At 61.5% G+C, this 16,271-nt stretch carries 12 protein-coding genes; 1 reads left to right on the top strand and 11 read right to left on the bottom strand.

Going from position 1 to position 16,271, the window contains the following annotated elements:
* Positions 1 to 89: 89 nt before the first annotated feature.
* The 9 genes from ACN9MY_RS04350 to ACN9MY_RS04310 form a co-directional block, all read right to left on the bottom strand.
* Positions 90 to 1,559 (bottom strand): sodium:solute symporter family protein, encoded by a 1,470-nt coding sequence (locus tag ACN9MY_RS04350; RefSeq protein ID WP_426320725.1) that lies wholly within the window; start codon positions 1,557 to 1,559, stop codon positions 90 to 92.
* A 113-nt stretch (positions 1,560 to 1,672) separates the two neighbouring features.
* Positions 1,673 to 2,698, bottom strand: coding sequence for a formylglycine-generating enzyme family protein (locus ACN9MY_RS04345; protein WP_426336867.1), 1,026 nt, complete (start codon positions 2,696 to 2,698; stop codon positions 1,673 to 1,675).
* 56 nt (positions 2,699 to 2,754) lie between these two features.
* Complete coding sequence (locus tag ACN9MY_RS04340; RefSeq protein WP_426336866.1) at positions 2,755 to 3,933, bottom strand: helix-turn-helix domain-containing protein; 1,179 nt, start codon at positions 3,931 to 3,933, stop codon at positions 2,755 to 2,757.
* A gap of 3 nt (positions 3,934 to 3,936) precedes the next feature.
* A complete protein-coding gene (locus ACN9MY_RS04335) occupies positions 3,937 to 4,836 on the bottom strand; it encodes a cell envelope integrity protein TolA (protein WP_426336865.1) in 900 nt (299 codons plus the stop codon).
* A 94-nt stretch (positions 4,837 to 4,930) separates the two neighbouring features.
* Positions 4,931 to 8,068 carry an efflux RND transporter permease subunit gene (locus ACN9MY_RS04330; protein ID WP_426336864.1) on the bottom strand — a complete coding sequence of 1,046 codons (3,138 nt, stop codon included), beginning with the start codon at positions 8,066 to 8,068 and terminating at the stop codon, positions 4,931 to 4,933.
* Entirely contained in the window at positions 8,065 to 9,249 is a 1,185-nt protein-coding gene (locus ACN9MY_RS04325; protein WP_426336863.1) for an efflux RND transporter periplasmic adaptor subunit, read from the bottom strand. The genes ACN9MY_RS04330 and ACN9MY_RS04325 overlap by 4 nt, the downstream gene beginning before the upstream one ends.
* A gap of 11 nt (positions 9,250 to 9,260) precedes the next feature.
* Positions 9,261 to 10,631, bottom strand: coding sequence for an ATP-binding protein (locus tag ACN9MY_RS04320; RefSeq protein ID WP_426336862.1), 1,371 nt, complete (start codon positions 10,629 to 10,631; stop codon positions 9,261 to 9,263).
* The gene (locus ACN9MY_RS04315) at positions 10,631 to 11,353 is read right to left on the bottom strand and encodes a response regulator (RefSeq protein ID WP_426167787.1); all 723 of its coding nucleotides are present in this window, start codon (positions 11,351 to 11,353) and stop codon (positions 10,631 to 10,633) included. The genes ACN9MY_RS04320 and ACN9MY_RS04315 overlap by 1 nt, the downstream gene beginning before the upstream one ends.
* A 106-nt stretch (positions 11,354 to 11,459) precedes the next feature.
* Positions 11,460 to 12,518 (bottom strand): hypothetical protein, encoded by a 1,059-nt coding sequence (locus ACN9MY_RS04310; RefSeq protein ID WP_426336861.1) that lies wholly within the window; start codon positions 12,516 to 12,518, stop codon positions 11,460 to 11,462.
* Positions 12,519 to 12,718: 200 nt separating this feature from the next.
* On the opposite strand from ACN9MY_RS04310, the gene ACN9MY_RS04305 reads away from it, so the two are divergent.
* Complete coding sequence (locus ACN9MY_RS04305) at positions 12,719 to 13,189, top strand: Spy/CpxP family protein refolding chaperone (protein WP_426336860.1); 471 nt, start codon at positions 12,719 to 12,721, stop codon at positions 13,187 to 13,189.
* Positions 13,190 to 13,241: 52 nt separating this feature from the next.
* Here the strand turns inward: ACN9MY_RS04305 and ACN9MY_RS04300 are convergent, their stop codons facing one another.
* Positions 13,242 to 14,312: a hypothetical protein gene (locus tag ACN9MY_RS04300; RefSeq protein WP_426336859.1), complete on the bottom strand. Its 1,071-nt coding sequence runs from the start codon at positions 14,310 to 14,312 to the stop codon at positions 13,242 to 13,244.
* 93 nt (positions 14,313 to 14,405) lie between these two features.
* Positions 14,406 to 16,271 (bottom strand): protein-disulfide reductase DsbD, encoded by a 1,866-nt coding sequence (gene dsbD / locus ACN9MY_RS04295; protein ID WP_426167779.1) that lies wholly within the window; start codon positions 16,269 to 16,271, stop codon positions 14,406 to 14,408.

Genomic DNA, 16,271 nt, shown 5'->3' with positions numbered 1-16,271 from the left:
CAATATTAACTACCAGATAATAACAAGAAAATAATTTCCTGTCATTAAGCACGGGCTGCTCGATGGCGCCCGTGCCTTGACTCACGCAATCAGGCGTTCAAGCCTTTGACGTGGTGTACGCCTTCCTGCCGGTCCTGCAGGACTTGCGGTATCAAAGAACCGACGATCATGCCAACGAAGGCGGCAGCCAAGCCGGCCAACTGGCCTGGGAATTTCGCGGCCAGTTCTTCGCCGCCGATCTGCGGGAAGAATACCAGCCAGGTCCCGATGCCGAATGCCAGCGACAGGATCGCGCCCTGCGTGGTAGCGCGCTTCCAGTACAGGCCCATCAGCAGCGGCACGAAGGCGCCGACCAGCGTGACCTGGTAAGCGCTCGACACCAGCTCATAAATCGAAGTGCCCTTCATCGCTACCGCGTACAACAGCACGGAAGCGGCGAACACGACGATCGTGGCACGCATTGCGAACAGTTGCTGCTTGTCGCCCATGCCTGGACGCAGGTTCTTCAGGATGTTTTCCACGAAACTGGTGGACGGCGCCAGCAGCGTTGCCGACGAAGTCGACTTGATCGCCGACAGCAGCGCGCCGAAGAACAGGATCTGCATCACCAGCGGCATCTTGGTCAGCACGAAGGTCGGCAGCAGGCGCTGGTAATCGTTCTTGGCCATTTCGAGGCCGTGGTCGCCCAGCACGATGATGGCGCAGGAGACAATGAACATCGGTACCGCCGCGAACAGGATGTAGCTGGCGCCGCCAATGATGGCGCCGGTGCGCGCAGTCGGTGCGTTCTTGGCCGACATCACGCGCTGGAACACGTCCTGTTGCGGAATCGAGCCCAGCATCATTGTCACGGCCGAGCCGACGAAGAAGGCGATGTCGGTGAACTGCGCCGGCGGCAGGAAATTGCCCAAGTCCTTGCTCGCCACCATGTCGACCACCTTGCCGGCGCCGCCCGCCAGGTCGGCGGAGAAGAAGGCGATCACGGACAGGCCCACCACCAGCACGATCATCTGGATAAAGTCAGTCCAGGCCACCGCCAGGAAGCCGCCGATCACCACATAGATCAGCACCGCCAGGGTGCCGACAATCATGCCGGCGGTTTCCGACATGGCGCCGTTGGTCAGCACGGAGAATACCAGGCCAAGGGCGGTGATCTGTGCCGCCACCCAGCCCAGGTAGGAAATGATGATGGCCACCGAGCAGAACACCTCGATGCCCTTGCCAAAGCGCTGGCGGTAGAAGTCGCCGATGGTCAGCAGGTTGAGCTTGTACAGGCGGGCCGCGAAGAACATGCCGACCAGGATCAGGCAGGTACCCGCGCCGAACGGGTCTTCCACAATGGCGTTCAGGCCGCCCTGCACGAATTTGGCAGGAATGCCCATCACGGTTTCCGCGCCAAACCAGGTCGCGAAAGTTGTCGTCACCACCATGATCAGTGGCAGGCTGCGGCCGGCCACCGCGAAGTCGGTCGTATTCTTGATGCGGGTACCGGCCCACACGCCAAGGCCAAGCGTGCCCAGCAGGTACAGCACAACAAAGGAAATCAGGGTGATGTTCATCGCGGCGAAAACTCCGGCTCCAAGCGGCAAATTTCGCGATTATAGCTGCAAGAACTTCGGCTGAATCAAGAAATTAGCGCTTTTTACACATCACCCTGACAATCTACAACACCTCAGCGGCCAGCAGTCCTCCGCGCCCCGGCGGCACGCGCTTGGGCCAGCTCCCGTTCGAAAGCGACAGCGCTGGGAGCCGCTGCCTGCTGGCCATCCAGCGCCAGGCGAAAGCCCTCGCCGAGGCTGCTCCGATTGTCCGGGCTGGCGTGGCCGCGCAGGCTCAGCGACAGTTGCGGAAGGTTGGCGCCATAGGACGCTCCCCGGGTAATCTGCATGCGTTCTTCGCCATCCTTGCACTGGCTGGTCCAGGCCGAGCCGTCTGCCGGCGCTCCCTGATAATCATTGTGCTGGCAATCCTCGACGTATTCGGCAACGTTGCCCAACATATCGTAGAGGCCGAAAGCATTTGGCTTGTAGGACCCTACCACCGCCGTGTAGGGCGCCTGGTCGTCGCACGACGGGACCTTGCGCTCCCAGCCCAGGTCGCGCGCAAACGCCACTTGGCCGCTGACATCGAAGCCATTGCCATAGCGGCACATGCTGTCCGGCTTGCCATCGCCCGGATAGTCCCCGGTGACGCCGGCACGGGCGGCGTATTCCCACTCCGCTTCACTCGGCAGGCGGTAATGCTTGCCGGTGGCCTTGGACAGCCATTGGGCATAGGCCTGGGCATCTTGCCAGCTCACGCACATGACCGGGTGGTAATCGGATGGCGCGTATTGAGGGCTGTTCCAGCGGCCCGGCGCCGGGGTAAGCGGCGCGTCCGGGATGGCTCCGGCACCGGGCTTGACCCATTTCCAGCATTCGCCAGGTTCACCGCCGGCCTGGTAGCCGGTGGCGTCGACGAATTGGCGGAACTGCTTGACCGTTACTTCGTACTTGGACAGCTGGAAGGATTTGACGCTGACCTGGTGTTGCGGGGCCGAGGAAATCATCTGGCCATCGGAAGGTGGCGACTGCGGGTCGCCCATCAGGAACTTGCCGGCCGGGATGGCGGCCATCGGCGGTTCGATCGGCTGGGCTGCCATGGCGGACTGCGACAACAAGGCCACGACGGCCAAGCCGGCTTGGGTAATAAGTCTCATGCATTCCTCTTCAATAGATGATCCAACTCTACGGTTGGAATGCAGGCACTTTCGGCTCAGGCGGGCTGTTTGTCGTCCTGGCCGATCGGCGCGGGCATGCCGCCGGCTCGCTTGCGCCACTGGGAAGGCGGCATGCCGGCCACTTTCTTGAACGCGGCATTGAAGGTGGAGCGGCTATTGAAGCCGGCCGCCAGCGACAGGTCGAGCAGGGAATCGCCGCGCCGTGCCGGATCGGACATCATGCGCTGCACGTCGGCCACGCGCAGGCCGTTGACGTAGTCATAGAACGTGACGCCTTGAATCTCGTTCAGGTACTGGGACAGGAGTTGCGGCGACGTGCCGACACGGCCAGCCAGTTCGGCCAGCGTCAGTTCGGGCTCGCGATTGTCATGCTGGCACCCTACCCGCTGGAGGAGGCGCCGTCCGATTTCTTCGGCTGCGGCCGGAGTCATGCCTGAACGGGCGTACTTGCCATCCGTTGCCGGCTCAGGCTCTGCCACGGTCCGGGCCGCAGGTTCGCACGCTGGCGCAGTTACAGGTGCAAGCGGCTCCGATGGAACGGCCTTCTGCCAGCTTGGCACGAACACTGGCACATGGCGCATGCCGAACCAGCCTGCAAAGCACAGTACAGCAAGCCGTCCCAGCAACAGCAGGACGTCCCACGCCCCACCGAGCAAGGTTGCCGGGAACCAGACAAGCAGCAACACCATCAGGGCAGCGGTCAGGCGGCTGAGCCAGTGCAGGTCCCGCTGGCGCATGGACGAGAAGTTCTGGCGCACGGCGTGGCGGTACTGGCGCAGGCGCCACAGGACGGCCAGGCCATACGCCAGCGTCAGCAACTGCAAGGCCAGTACCGCGACAACGAACAGCCAACCCGGCGCAACACCTGCGCGCAGCGACAAGATCACGCCAAGCCATAGGGGCAGCGGCAGCAGGTGCCATGCCTGGCGCCGGCTGACGCCCAAGCCAGTCATCCCGCGGGTGTAGCAATAAAAGGAAGCGCCCAGGCAAGCCAGCGGCAGGTCGAACAGCCCCCAGATTGCCGGATATTGACGGTAAATGCCCGCGCTATAGCAAAAGTCTGCCAGCGCCAGCGAGGCAAAACTGGCGGCAAAGGCGGCCAGCCAGCCGTTGGCAGGACGTCGCCTGGCCATGGCCAGCAGCGGCACCGCGAGGAAAAATCCGAGTCCGGCGGTACACAGTTCCAGGCTGGTGGCAATCGGCGACGCCGCCATCGCTCAGCGCAACTTCCCGTAGTTCGGCCAGAACTCGAGCAGCAGGAAAGCCTGCAGCTCCTTCTCGTCTTCCTTGCGCGCGCTCATCGGCACGTTGCGGCCTAGGCGGTGCGATTCCCAGATGAAGTCGCCCGGCTTCTCCTTGCGGATCATCTCGATCATCTTCTTCACGATTGCCGTTTCGATATCTTTTTCCGAGCCCTGGTCCACATGGACCTGCTGCTGCCAGGTACGCTTGAAGTTGGTGCTGAAGCCGCGGAACTTGATATCCGCGCCATTGAAGGTCTGGTTGACGATCTGGAACACCCCGCCGGTGTCGTTGCGCTCGCCATTGGCGTTACGGCCCTGTGCGCCCATGATATTGGCCAAGGCGCGCGCCTTGCCGGTGGCGCCAGCATCTTCTTCCTGCGCCGGCTGCTGCGAATCGCCCTGGCGCGCACGGCGGCGCTGCTCGATCAGGGCAGCCATGTCCGGCACCGTATCCGGCACCGGCGTCAGCTTGGCCTGCTCGGGCGGCACAATCTTCTCCTGCGGCTTGACGACTTCGGTGATCGCATTCTTGTTTGGCGGCAGGTAGGCACGCGACGAGCGCGGCGTTTCCTTGGACGGCTTTGCCTTCGGCTGCGATTTGGGTTTTGGCTGTGGCGCCGGCTTGCCCGGGGTGATATAGACCATTTCACCGGCCTTGGAAGGCGGCGTAATGTCGATCTTTTCCTTGGGCTTGATGAAATAGATGAGTACGACCAGCAAGTGCAGGCCGATGGTGAAGGCAATACCCCAGCGGTTTGGCTTGCTCGCACCATATTCGAGTACCTTGTCCTGCGGCCATGGCTGGCCGCAGGTCGGGCAGGTATGCCCGTCGTGGGCCGCAAGTTCGGCGTGGGAATGGGTGTACTGGTGCAAGATATTGGCTTTTAACTGAAGATGCTGGGGTGGAAGCTTACCGACTTTCGCCCTTGACCAATGTTACAGGTTGTAAGCGCCGCCCCGCATATTATCAGTGTTTGGCCGCTTTGACGGCCCTGAGCTCGACCGGTTGCACGGCTTCCGTTGCCGATCCATCATCCAGGTCCTGGTCCTTCATCGGACCGCTGCCGGAATATTTATCCAGGAACAGGTAAATCACCGGCGTGATATACAAAGTAATCACCTGGGAGAACAGCAGGCCCCCAATGACCGCCAAGCCCAGCGGCTGGCGCAGTTCGGCTCCGGCACCGAGGCCAAGCGCGATCGGCAAGGCGCCCATCAGGGCCGCCAGCGTGGTCATCATGATCGGGCGGAAGCGCAGGATGCAGGCCTCGCGGATCGCATCCATCGGCGCCTTGCCCTCCTCCCGCTGCGCCACCAGGGCGAAGTCGATCATCATGATGGCGTTCTTTTTCACGATACCGATCAGCATCAGGATACCGATGATGGCGATCATGGTCAGGTCCATCTTGAAGATCCACAAGGTCAGCAGCGCGCCCACAGCAGCAGACGGCAGGCCGGCCAGGATGGTCAGCGGGTGGATATAGCTTTCGTACAGCACGCCCAGCAGCACATAGATCACGCCCAGCGCCGCCACGATCAGGATCAGTTGGCTGCTTTGGGAATCCTTGAACACGGCCGCATCACCGCCGTAGCTGGTGATGATCGAGGCCGGCAGGCCCATCTGCATGCCCATCTTTTCGATCTTGGCGGTGGCATTGCCCAGCGGGACGTCCGGCGCCAGGTTGAAGGAAATCGTGATCGCCTGCAACTGGCCCTGGTGGTTGACCGAGGTTGGGCCCACCGTGCGCTCGACGGTGGCAAAGCTCGACAGCTGCACCAGCTGGCCGCTGCTGTTCCGCACCGACAGCTTGGTCAGCGAATCGTCGAACTGGCGGTCTTCGGTGGCCGCTTCCAGGATCACGAAATAACTGGCGGCCGAGGAGTAGATGGTCGACACCTGGCGCTCGCCAAAAGCGAGGTACAGCGCGGTGCGCACATCGGCCAGCTTGACGCCCAGCATATTGGCCTTGTCGCGGTCGATCTTCAGTTGCGCCTGCAAGCCCCGGTTCTGCGAATCGCTGGTGACGTCGCGGAAATCGGTATCGGCCCGCATCTGGTCCAGGAACTTGGCTGCCCAGTCGTTCAGCGCATCCGGACTGACCGATTGCAGCGTGTACTGGTAGCGGCTCTTCGAAGGACGGCCGCCCAGCTGCAGGTTTTGCACCGGGCTCAGGTAGACCTGGATGCCGGCAATCTTTTTCGTTTCCTTACGCAGGCTATCCAGCACCTCGGTCATCTTCTTGCGTTCGCCGCGCGGCTTCAGCACGATGAACATGCGGCCGGTATTGCCGCCGCTGGTAAACGAAGTCACATCCTTGATGTTCGGGTTGGCCTGGATCGTGGCGGCGACCTTTTCCTGCAGCTGCAGCATGGCGGAGGTGGAGATGTCTTCCGACGCTTCGGTATTCACGCGAATCTGTCCCAGGTCCTCCTCAGGGAAGAAGCCTTTCGGGATCGCGATGTACAGCCAGGCGGTCAGCGCGAACGTGCCGACGGCGATGCCCAGCACCACAAAGCGGTGATGCAGGGCCAGGTCCAGCGTGCGCGCATAGGCGTCGCGCGTGGCATGGAAGGCGCGCTCGAAGTGGCGGCCGATGAAGGTATCGTCGCCCGAAGTCTCATGCGAGTCGGCCGGCATGAAGCGCGAGGCCAGCATCGGCACCAGGGTCAGCGACACGATCGCCGACACCAGCACCGACAGGCCGACCACCACGGCGAACTCGTGGAACATCAGGCCCATCACGCCCGGCATGAAGAAGATCGGAATGAACACCGCCACCAGCGAAATCGAAATCGACACGATGGTGAAGCCCATCTCTCTCGAACCGACGAGGGCCGCCTGCAAAGGCTTCTTGCCCAGTTCGATATGGCGCACGATGTTTTCCAGCACCACGATCGCATCGTCGACCACCAGGCCAACCGCCAGCGTGATGCCGAGCAGGGACACGTTGTCCAGGCTGTAGCCCAGCGCGTACAGCAGCGACAGCGCGCCGAGCAGCGAGATCGGCATGGTGACGGCCGGGATGAAGGTGGCAGCCAGGCGGCGCAGGAACAGGAAGATCACCAGCACCACCAGCACCACAGTCAGCGCGAGCGTCAGGTTCACGTCGTGGATTGCCTCTCGGATCGACACCGAGCGGTCGTTGACCAGGTTGATCGACACCGATTCCGGCAACTGGGCGCGGAAGCGCGGCAGCAGCTTGCGCACCGCATCGACCACTTGCACGGTGTTGGCATCGGGCTGGCGTTGTACCAGCAGCACGATGGCGCGCTCGCCGTTGTAACTACCGGCAGCCTTGATCGACTGGTAGCTGTCTTCCACCGTTGCCACTTCCTTCAGGCGCACCGGCTGGCCATTGCGGGTGGCGATGATCAGGTCGGCGAAATCGGCGGCGCGCATCAGCTGGGCATTGCCCTGGATGGTCAGGGTCTGGCTCGGGCCATCGATGGTGCCGAGCGGCGTGTTGGCGTTGGCAGCCTTGATGGCGGCCTGCAGCTCGTCGAGCGTCAGGTTGCGCGAGTTCATCAGGTCCGGCTTGGCGCGCACGCGCACGGCAAAGCGCTTCTGGCCGTTGACCGAGACCTGGGCCACGCCCGGCAGGGTGGACAGGTTGGGCGCCACCAGGTTTTCCGCGTAATCGTTGAGCTCGGACAGGCTCAGCGACGGCGAAGTCATGGTGGCGAACAGCACCGGCGCGTCGGCCGGGTTGACCTTGCGGTAGGACGGCAGGTCCGTCATCTCCTGCGGCAGCGAACGCTGGGCGCGCAGCAGCGCCGCCTGCACGTCGACGGCCGCTTCGTTGACGTTGATCGACGGGTCAAATTCCAGCGTCAGCGAGGTATTGCCCAGCGTGCTGGTGGAGGTGATCATCGACAGGCCGCCGATGGTCGAGAATTGTTTTTCCAGCGGCAGCGCAACCGACGAGGCCATGGTTTCCGGCGAGGCGCCCGGCAGGTCGGCGCTGACGTTGATGACCGGGGTGTTGTAGCTTGGCAGTGCGGCGACGGGAATGTGGGAATAGGCCAGCACGCCTGCCAGGATCAGGCTCAGCGAGAGCAGCACCACCATCACGGGGCGCCGGATACTCAGCTCGGAAAGGTTCATTCTGCCTTACCCTTCTTGTGGGCCTTGCCGTTCTGCGCGACTGCCGGTTCGGCGATGCGGACTTTTCCGCCAGGTCGCAGGTTCTGCTTGCCTTCCACGATGATCTGCTCATCGCCATTCAGGCCGGTGACCGCGGCCAATGCGCCGAAGCCGTGGATGCGTTGGACGTTGACTACCTTGGCCGTCTGGTCAGGCGCAACCGTGTATACAAAAGTACCTTTGGTATTGGTAATAATAGCGTTCTGCGGCACAACCAGTGCATCTTTCAGGGTAGCGACCGTCAGCTTGGTGTTCACGTACTGGCCCGGCCACAGGCGGGTATCGGCATTGTCGAATACGGCCTTGACGCGGATTACGCCAGCCACCGGATCGACGGTATTGTCGACAAAGCTGAGCTGGCCTTTGATCGGCTTGTCCGAATTGTTCTGGAACGCTTGCACCGCCACCTTGCCCGCGCGCTGCGCATCGAGCAAGGCCGCCAGGCTCGATTCCGGCACGGTGAAAGCGACGTTGATCGGATTCAGCTGGGTCACCGTGGTCAGCGAAGTGCTGAGTTGCACCAGGCTGCCCGGATAGACGTTGATGGCGCCGACGCGGCCGGTCAGCGGCGAGCGGATTTGCGAGAAGCTCTGGTCGACCTTGCTGGCGCGGGCGACGGCGATGTCGGCTTCCAGCGTGGCCCGGCTCGAGTCCACCTGGCTCTTCAGCGTGTCGACTGCGCTCTGGGCCAGGAAGTTCTGGGTGCGCAATTCCTGGGCGCGCTTGTACTGGCGTTCCAGGTCGGCCAGGGTGGCGCGGTCCTTGGCCACTTGCGCATCGGCTTTCTCGACGTTGGCCGCCTCGGTGCGGGCGTCGAGCGAGAACATCAGCTCGCCCTGCTTGACGAACTGGCCTTCCTTCACATGCACCTTGACGATGGTGCTGGTGGTTTGCGGGTGCAGGTCGACAGTCGAGATCGGGCTCACGGTGCCATTGGCCGACAACGCCACCGGCACGTCCTGGCGCAGCGGCGCCACCACGTTGACCGTGGTCGGGCCTTGTTCGCCCTTGCCTTTGCCGCCAGCGGCGCTGCCTTGTCCATGCTCGGCGCCCTGCTCGGCCGGGGCCTTGCTCGCATACCAGGCGCCGCCACCGATTGCCACGGCCAGGCCCACCACTACTGCCAGAGTTTTCTTCTTCATGAGAGGTTTAACTATTTTCCTGCATAAAATTCGGGGAACACGAGGGTGGCTTCCAGGCCGCCGCTCGCGTGGTTGGCCAGGCTCAGGCTGGCGCCATGCTGTTCAGCGATATTGCGTGCAATCGTCAGGCCAAGGCCAGTGCCGCCGGACGAGCGGTTGCGCGACGATTCCAGGCGGTAGAACGGCTCGAACACCTGGGCCAGCTGGCCGGCCGGAATGCCCGGGCCTTCATCGCGGATGCGCACGCGCGACGCGCCTGCTTCGCGCTCCACCGTCACGTGCGCGCGCTGGCCATACTTGACCGCGTTGTCGATCAGGTTCACCAGGCAGCGGCGGATGTCGAGCGGACGGCCCATCAAGTCCATGCCTGCGCGGCCTGTCAGGTCAACCTGCTGGCCGGCGTCGGTGGCGTCGGCGCATACGCTGTCGAGCAGTGCGTCGAGGTCGACGCGCTGCATGGCTTCGGTGGTGTCCATGCTGCGCGCCAGGTCCAGGCCTTCCTTGACCATCTGCTGCATGGCCGACAGGTCTTCCAGCAGCTTGCCCTGCAGTTCCGGGTCCTGTACTTTTTCCAGGCGCAGGCGCATGCGGGTCAGAGGGGTCTGCAGGTCGTGCGTGATGGCTGCCAACATTTCCGTGCGCTGGGCGATGTGCTGGCGGATGCGCGCCTGCATGGCGTTGAAGGCGGCCGAGGCGGTGCGGATTTCCGTCGCGCCACCCAGCTTGATCGGCGGGTGATTGATGTCGTGACCCAGGTTTTTGGCGGCGACGGCCAGATTCTTTAGCGGACCCATCGTCATGCGGGCCACCAGGTAGGCCAGCACGGCAATGCTGAGGAGGAAGGGAACAAAAGCGGCATATTCATTTTTGCCTGTCGGCGCGGGCTGGCGCGGCGGCAGGATGGACAATTTCAGGTGCTGGCCGTCGGGCATGGTGACCGCCAGCGATTCGCAGGTGCCGCGCCAGGTGCCGGTGCCGGCGCCAAACACGGAGAAAGCCGTGTAGGCGGGCGTCGGGCGCTCGCAGGCATCAGGGCGGTCCAGCAGGGATTGCAGGGTGTATTCCTTGCCGAGGCGGTTGGCCAGGGTGGCGCCGAATTCGCTCATTTCCGGACTGATGCCGGCCAAGTCGTCGAGGACCTCGAGCTTGATGGCGCCCATGCTGGCGACGCGCAGGTATTGGTTGCGCGATTCCGGCAGCACGACAACTGCGGTGGAAATGATCTGCTCGGCACGCTCGAGGGCAAAGAAGTCGCGGTAGCGCTGCAGGGTGCGCTGGCGTTCATTGACGGCGAGATATTGGGTCAGCGCGGCAGAGGCAATGATGCCCAGCATCAGGACCAGGAAGACCCGGCCCGTCATGCCCCTGAAAAACGCTTTCATTAGTCAGGCTCCACGGCCACCGTACCCGCCAGTACGTAGCCGCCATTGCGCACTGTCTTGATGATTTGCGGCAAGCGCGCGTCTTCGCCCAGCTTCTGGCGCAGGCGGCTGATCTGAATATCAATCGAACGGTCAAATGGATCGGCGTCGCGGCCCTGGGTCAGGTTCAACAGCTGGTCGCGGTTGAGCACCCGGTTGGGGTGCTCGAGGAAGACCTTGAGCAGGCGGAATTCGGCGCCGGACAGCATGATGACCGTTCCCTGCGGATTGACCAGGTGGCGCGCGGTCAGGTCCAGCACCCAGTTGGAGAAGCGGATGCGGCTGGCTTTCTCGACGCCGCTGACGGCAGCATTGGCGCTGCGGCGCAGCACGCTGCGGATGCGGGCCAGCAGTTCGCGCGGCTCGAATGGCTTGGGCAGGTAATCGTCTGCGCCCATTTCCAGGCCAAGGATGCGGTCCAGCGGCTCGCTGCGCGCGGTCAGCATGATGACCGGCAGGGTCGAGTGGGCGCGCAGCTTGCGGCACAGGGTCAGGCCGTCTTCGCCCGGCAAGTTCAGGTCCAGCACGATCAGGTCGGGCTTGGTGTTGTCGAGCAGCTTCCACATGGCCGCGCCGTCGCCGGCGCCATGGGTGCGGTAACCGTTAGTTTCCAGATAATCCTGCAACAGGGTGCGGATATCACGGTCGTCGTCGACGATGAGGATAGTGGCAGCATTTTCCATGCGTACAATTATCCCTTGCAACGCTGGCCAAGGGTAGACAGTTTGTATCGCCATGTTTAGATATTGCTTGTCGAAACATGGCGTTACAAAACTCTGGCAGCGCTGATCAGTCTTGAATGATGGCCCAGGTGCCGTTGCCAACAGCCGGGATGTTCCAGACACCGCTCATCTGCTGCAGGCTATCGATTTTGCCGGTGAAAGACGGGCTTCCATCGCTATTGTTGACCGAATTGAAGTACAGCGTTCCGTCAGCATTGACCTTGCCGGTGACATTCAATGCCACGCCGCTGCCGAAGCAACCACCGCTGATGTCGCCATCCCAGTCAATGGCAACGGTGCACGTCCCGGCCACGTTCTGTCCGAACGCCGTGGTGCCGTCGATGCGCCCTTTCCAGTTGCCGATAAAGCGCAGCGCGGTATCGAATTTCCGCGCCAGCTTCTGCTTCGAATAGCCCTCCAGTACCTCAGTCTGGGTCGCGGCACGACTGGCTCCGGTAAGTTTATTGGTCCTGGTGATATTGCTGACACATTTGACATCGACTCCCAGGTCGGGCTCCCACCAGCAGATGCGATCGACAACTGTTCGGAAATTGCCGTCTTCGTCAGTTTCATTGCGGCTTATCTTATGGGTCGTAAAGATTCCAGCCGGAACGGTTACCTGCTCAATCGCCAAAACGCTGTCTTTGAACTCAATCGAGGTCTGTGTGGCAGGATTAAACGAACACTGGGCTTGGACAACACCGGAATATTGCCAGTTCATGCCCACTGCCACGGCATACGGCGCCACCATATGAAGTGGCGGGTTCGTCGTCTCCGTGCATTCGCCATAGCTGACGCGCAGCGCACGCCCCAGGCTGTCCAGGTCCATTGAATTCATGCTCGAGGTAAAGACCGGGGAAACTGTCGCATTCGCATAATCGGAAAAGTAATTGACCGTTGCCGCGCCATCGCTTCCTACGCTACGAAAATACTTGGTGCTGTAGCTGTAACCCTCTTCGCCGGTGTTCTTGTCACGCGTTGTGGTTTCCCATGTGAAATAATCCCCTACGGTCGCCTTCGCCGCCACAAAAGTTTGAGGGGCCGCAGGCAGTGGCGCCGAGCTGTTCTCACCACCGGAGCCTCCACCACAACCGGCAAGCACGCCTGCCACCGCCAACACTGCCAAGCCACACTTACGCATCGATTCCCTTTGAGACTATTATTAAACGAAAAACCAACAATATTGCCACAAAGTAATCAAAAGCGCAACATCTGGATACAAAGTCCTTGCTCCGGGACACTTGTCCGAAACAGGAAAGCCGGAAGATGCTCCCATGTGCAGTGCGAGTGCACATTCAATTGTGTTCAATACTGAAGGGATTAATCATGAAAACCTTGCATAAAGCATTCGTCATCGGCGCAGCTGTGTTCGGATTTGGCGCGGCGGCTTTGCCGGCCATGGCTGAGGAGGCTCCGCAGCACCAATATGCGGCCACCAAATTCGATCCAGTCCAAATGCAGGAGCGTATGGATGCGCATGCCAAGCGCATGCACGATACGCTGAAGATCACGCCGGCCCAGGAAGGTGCATGGCAGGCCTATTTGTCGGCGCTGAAATCGAATATGCCGCAGCGCGGCCAGTTCGACCGCGCCGCATTCAAGAATATGCCGGCGCCGGAGCGCATGGAAAAGCGGATCGAGATGGCGAAGGCCCATTTGAGCCGCATGGAAAGCAACCTGGCAGCAACCAAGACTTTCTACGCCGTGCTGACGCCTGAACAGCAAAAGCTGTTCGATGAGAAGGCTGGACATTTCGGTCATGGCATGCACCGTCATGCCATGCGCAACCATCATTGATCCCTGGACGGGAAACAAAAGGGCGCCGGTTGGCGCCCTTTTTCGGCAAGACTTAGTCTTGGTTGATCACCCAAGTACCGCTGCCATGATTGGGCACGCTCCAAGTGCCGCTGATCTGCTGCAGACTATCGAACTTACCCGTGATCGTCTGACCTGTGACACCATTGCTGACCAGGTTGAGTGCCAGGGTCCCGTCCGGATTGACCTTGCCGACTAAATCGAATTCGAATCCACTGTCTGCGCAATTACCCTTGATCGTCCCATCCGGGAGGAACATCGCTGTACATTTGCCGTAGGCGTCGCCCAGCAAGCGTCCAGCCCAGGAGCCGGTGAAACGCAGGGTCGAATCAACTTTGCGCCCCAATGCACGATTGGAGAATGCCTGCAACTCATAGGTGTCCGCATAGCTCGTCTTTTCGCCAGTCGCCTTCTTCGTTCGCGCCGTATTGGCGATGCATTTCACTTCCACGCCCAGCTCAGGCTCCCACCAGCAGGTGCGCTCTCGCACCGCCGTCCAGGTCGCGCTGTTCGAGGTGTGGTTCCGAGTTATTTTGAGCGCATTGAAGGTACCAGCAGGCACGGTCACCCGTTCCAGGGCACCGACTACATCCTTGAACTCAAGGGTTGATTGCTCAGGCTCGAAACCGCAATTGGTTTCATACACGCCAGCATGCTGCCAGTTCATCCCGGCCGCGATCGTCTTGAGCGCCACCATGTGATACGCTGGTTTGGTCGTAGAAACACAGGGGTAATCTCTGATACTCAGCAGGCGTCCCAAGCTGTCGTATTCTTCCGTTCTTGTTTTCGAGCTAGCCACCATTAGCTCGCTTTGCCCTGCTAGTGCCGACACGGCTTTGACGGTTGTTCCCCCATCCGTTGCAACCCCGCTGACCAAACGCGATTCATAAGTGGTCGAATCGTTTTGCCCTGAAACCTGCCACACCTGCTTGTACGAATAATAGTCGCCCACCGTTGCAGCGGCTGCGACATACGTCTTGGGACCGGCAGGCAGCTGGACACTCTCGCCTGCATTGACACCACCACTCCTATCATCGCCACCACCACCACCACAGGCGGCCAGCAAGGCTGCCATCACCATCACGGCAAAACTACGAACATTCATGCGTTTCCTTCGATTAGCCATTACACCCAGCAAGATTTATTGATTTTATCTTAATAAACAATCCAAAAAAAGGGCGCCTTTCGCGCCCTTGGATTAGTTCAGCTTTTGAAGTGATCGCAGGAATTTCTCGGTATTCTGGAAGCCAATGACCCGCGAATCCGGGATTTCCTGGCCCATGGCATTAAACATGATGATGCCCGGCGGGCCAAACAAAGTGAACCGCTGCAGCATCGCCTTGTCGGCCTCGTTGTTCTCCGTGACATCGACCTGCAGCAAAATCGTATTGGCCAGTTTCTGCTGGACCGCCGGGTCGATGAAGGTCAGCTTTTCCATTTCCTTGCACGACACGCACCAGTCGGCATAGAAATCCAGCAGCACGGTTTTGCCGCCGGTTTGCTCCAGCACGGCATCCAGGTCAGCGACCGTTTTGATGCGGGTAAATTGCAGGTGGCGATCGGCGCGTCCGGCCAGTCTTTCAATCGGGTGCAACGGATCGGCGCTGCCTGTCGCTAAGCCCGCGACCTGGATCAGCCCCAGTACCGCAAAGAAGAATGCGATAACTTTCGGCAGCCATTTGCCGCGTTCATGGGTCAGCAGGAAGAACGCATAGCCCACGCCCAGTATGGCCCAACCAATCATCTGCAGCTTGCCCGGCAAGACCGGCGACACCAGCCACAGGGCCATCGCCAGCATCAGCACGCCAAAGAAGCGTTTCACGGCCTGCATCCAGACACCCGCGCGCGGCACCAGGGCGCCGGCCGAAATACCGACCAGCAGCAACGGAATACTCATGCCAACAGCCATTGAGAACAGGGCGCTGCCGCCGATCACGACGTCGCGGGTCTGGCTGATGTAGACCAGCGCGCCAGCCAAGGGGGCCGCGACGCACGGGCCGACAATCAGGGCCGAGATGGCTCCCATCGCAAAGACGCCGGCCAGCTTGCCACCGGACTGGCGATTCGACGCGCCCGCCAGGCGCGATTGCATCGCCGCCGGGACTTGCAGGTCATACACGCCGAACATGGATAGCGCCATGCCGGCCATCCCCAGGCCGAAGAAGCCCAACACCCACGGGTTTTGCAAGGCGGCCGACAAACCCTGGCCAATCAGGCCCGCCGCCACGCCAAGCACGGTGTAGACGATGGCCATGCCGAGCGAGTAGCTGACCGACAGCACGAAGCCGCGGGAGCGATTGCCGGAAGATCCATCGCCAACGATGATCGAGGACAGGATCGGCACCATCGGCAACACGCAGGGCGTGAAGGACAGGCCCAGCCCAAGCAGGATAAACAGCGGCGCGATCACCAGCAGGCTGCCTCCTTTCAACGCCGATTCGATCTTGCCCATTTCGCTCTCGCTTCCCGCGGCGGCGACTGGCGCTGCCGGGGTCGTGGCGCCGGCAGCTGCAGGCATGTCCACGCCAGCTTGCGAAACTGCGACAGGCACGCTTTGCGCAACGCCTGCTGTGCCTTGTTTTGTTCCAATGCCGAATACGCTGCCGCCAGCCGGTGCGCTGCTGCCGCCGACCACCATCAGGCGCGCCGAGGATTCCATCGGCGAATAGCACAGGCCCTTTTCCGAGCAGCCCTGGCTGGTAGCCATCAGCGTGAATGGCCCGGGCGCCTCGACCGGGATCACGATCGTCACCTGGTGGCGATAGGTCTCCACGTTCTTGGCAAAGGTCTCGTCGTATTTCACCTTGCCCGGCGGGATTTGCGGCTCGCCCAACGTTGCGCCGTCGGCAACGAACTTGAAGCGCTCGCGGTACATGTAATAGCCGTCCGCGATCTCATACGTTACGGCGATGGCCTTGCCCTCCACCACTTTGGCGGAAAACTTGAATGCTACCTGGGGATCGAGGAATTCCTCGTCGGCCCGCGCCGCACCGGCAAACAGGAGAACAAAGAGCGAGAGCGCGGCGAACAGCCACGCCTGGAAGGAGGACGCTTGTCGGTGCAT

The sequence above is a fragment of the Pseudoduganella sp. R-31 genome (genome assembly GCF_049913235.1).
Taxonomy (GTDB): domain Bacteria; phylum Pseudomonadota; class Gammaproteobacteria; order Burkholderiales; family Burkholderiaceae_D; genus Rugamonas.
Note: the sequence above shows the minus strand (reverse complement) of the source record. Positions and strands in the feature narration are given on the sequence as shown.

Bases quoted from the DNA above. Each gene is read 5' to 3' on its own strand.
- dsbD (WP_426167779.1), bottom strand. From the start codon at position 16,271: ATGCACCGACAAGCGTCCTCCTTCCAGGCGTGGCTGTTCGCCGCGCTC.
- ACN9MY_RS04325 (WP_426336863.1), bottom strand. From the start codon at position 9,249: ATGAAGAAGAAAACTCTGGCAGTAGTGGTGGGCCTGGCCGTGGCAATC.
- ACN9MY_RS04320 (WP_426336862.1), bottom strand. From the start codon at position 10,631: ATGAAAGCGTTTTTCAGGGGCATGACGGGCCGGGTCTTCCTGGTCCTG.
- ACN9MY_RS04350 (WP_426320725.1), bottom strand. From the start codon at position 1,559: ATGAACATCACCCTGATTTCCTTTGTTGTGCTGTACCTGCTGGGCACG.
- ACN9MY_RS04340 (WP_426336866.1), bottom strand. From the start codon at position 3,933: ATGGCGGCGTCGCCGATTGCCACCAGCCTGGAACTGTGTACCGCCGGA.
- ACN9MY_RS04315 (WP_426167787.1), bottom strand. From the start codon at position 11,353: ATGGAAAATGCTGCCACTATCCTCATCGTCGACGACGACCGTGATATC.
- ACN9MY_RS04345 (WP_426336867.1), bottom strand. From the start codon at position 2,698: ATGAGACTTATTACCCAAGCCGGCTTGGCCGTCGTGGCCTTGTTGTCG.
- ACN9MY_RS04330 (WP_426336864.1), bottom strand. From the start codon at position 8,068: ATGAACCTTTCCGAGCTGAGTATCCGGCGCCCCGTGATGGTGGTGCTG.
- ACN9MY_RS04300 (WP_426336859.1), bottom strand. From the start codon at position 14,312: ATGAATGTTCGTAGTTTTGCCGTGATGGTGATGGCAGCCTTGCTGGCC.
- ACN9MY_RS04305 (WP_426336860.1), top strand. From the start codon at position 12,719: ATGAAAACCTTGCATAAAGCATTCGTCATCGGCGCAGCTGTGTTCGGA.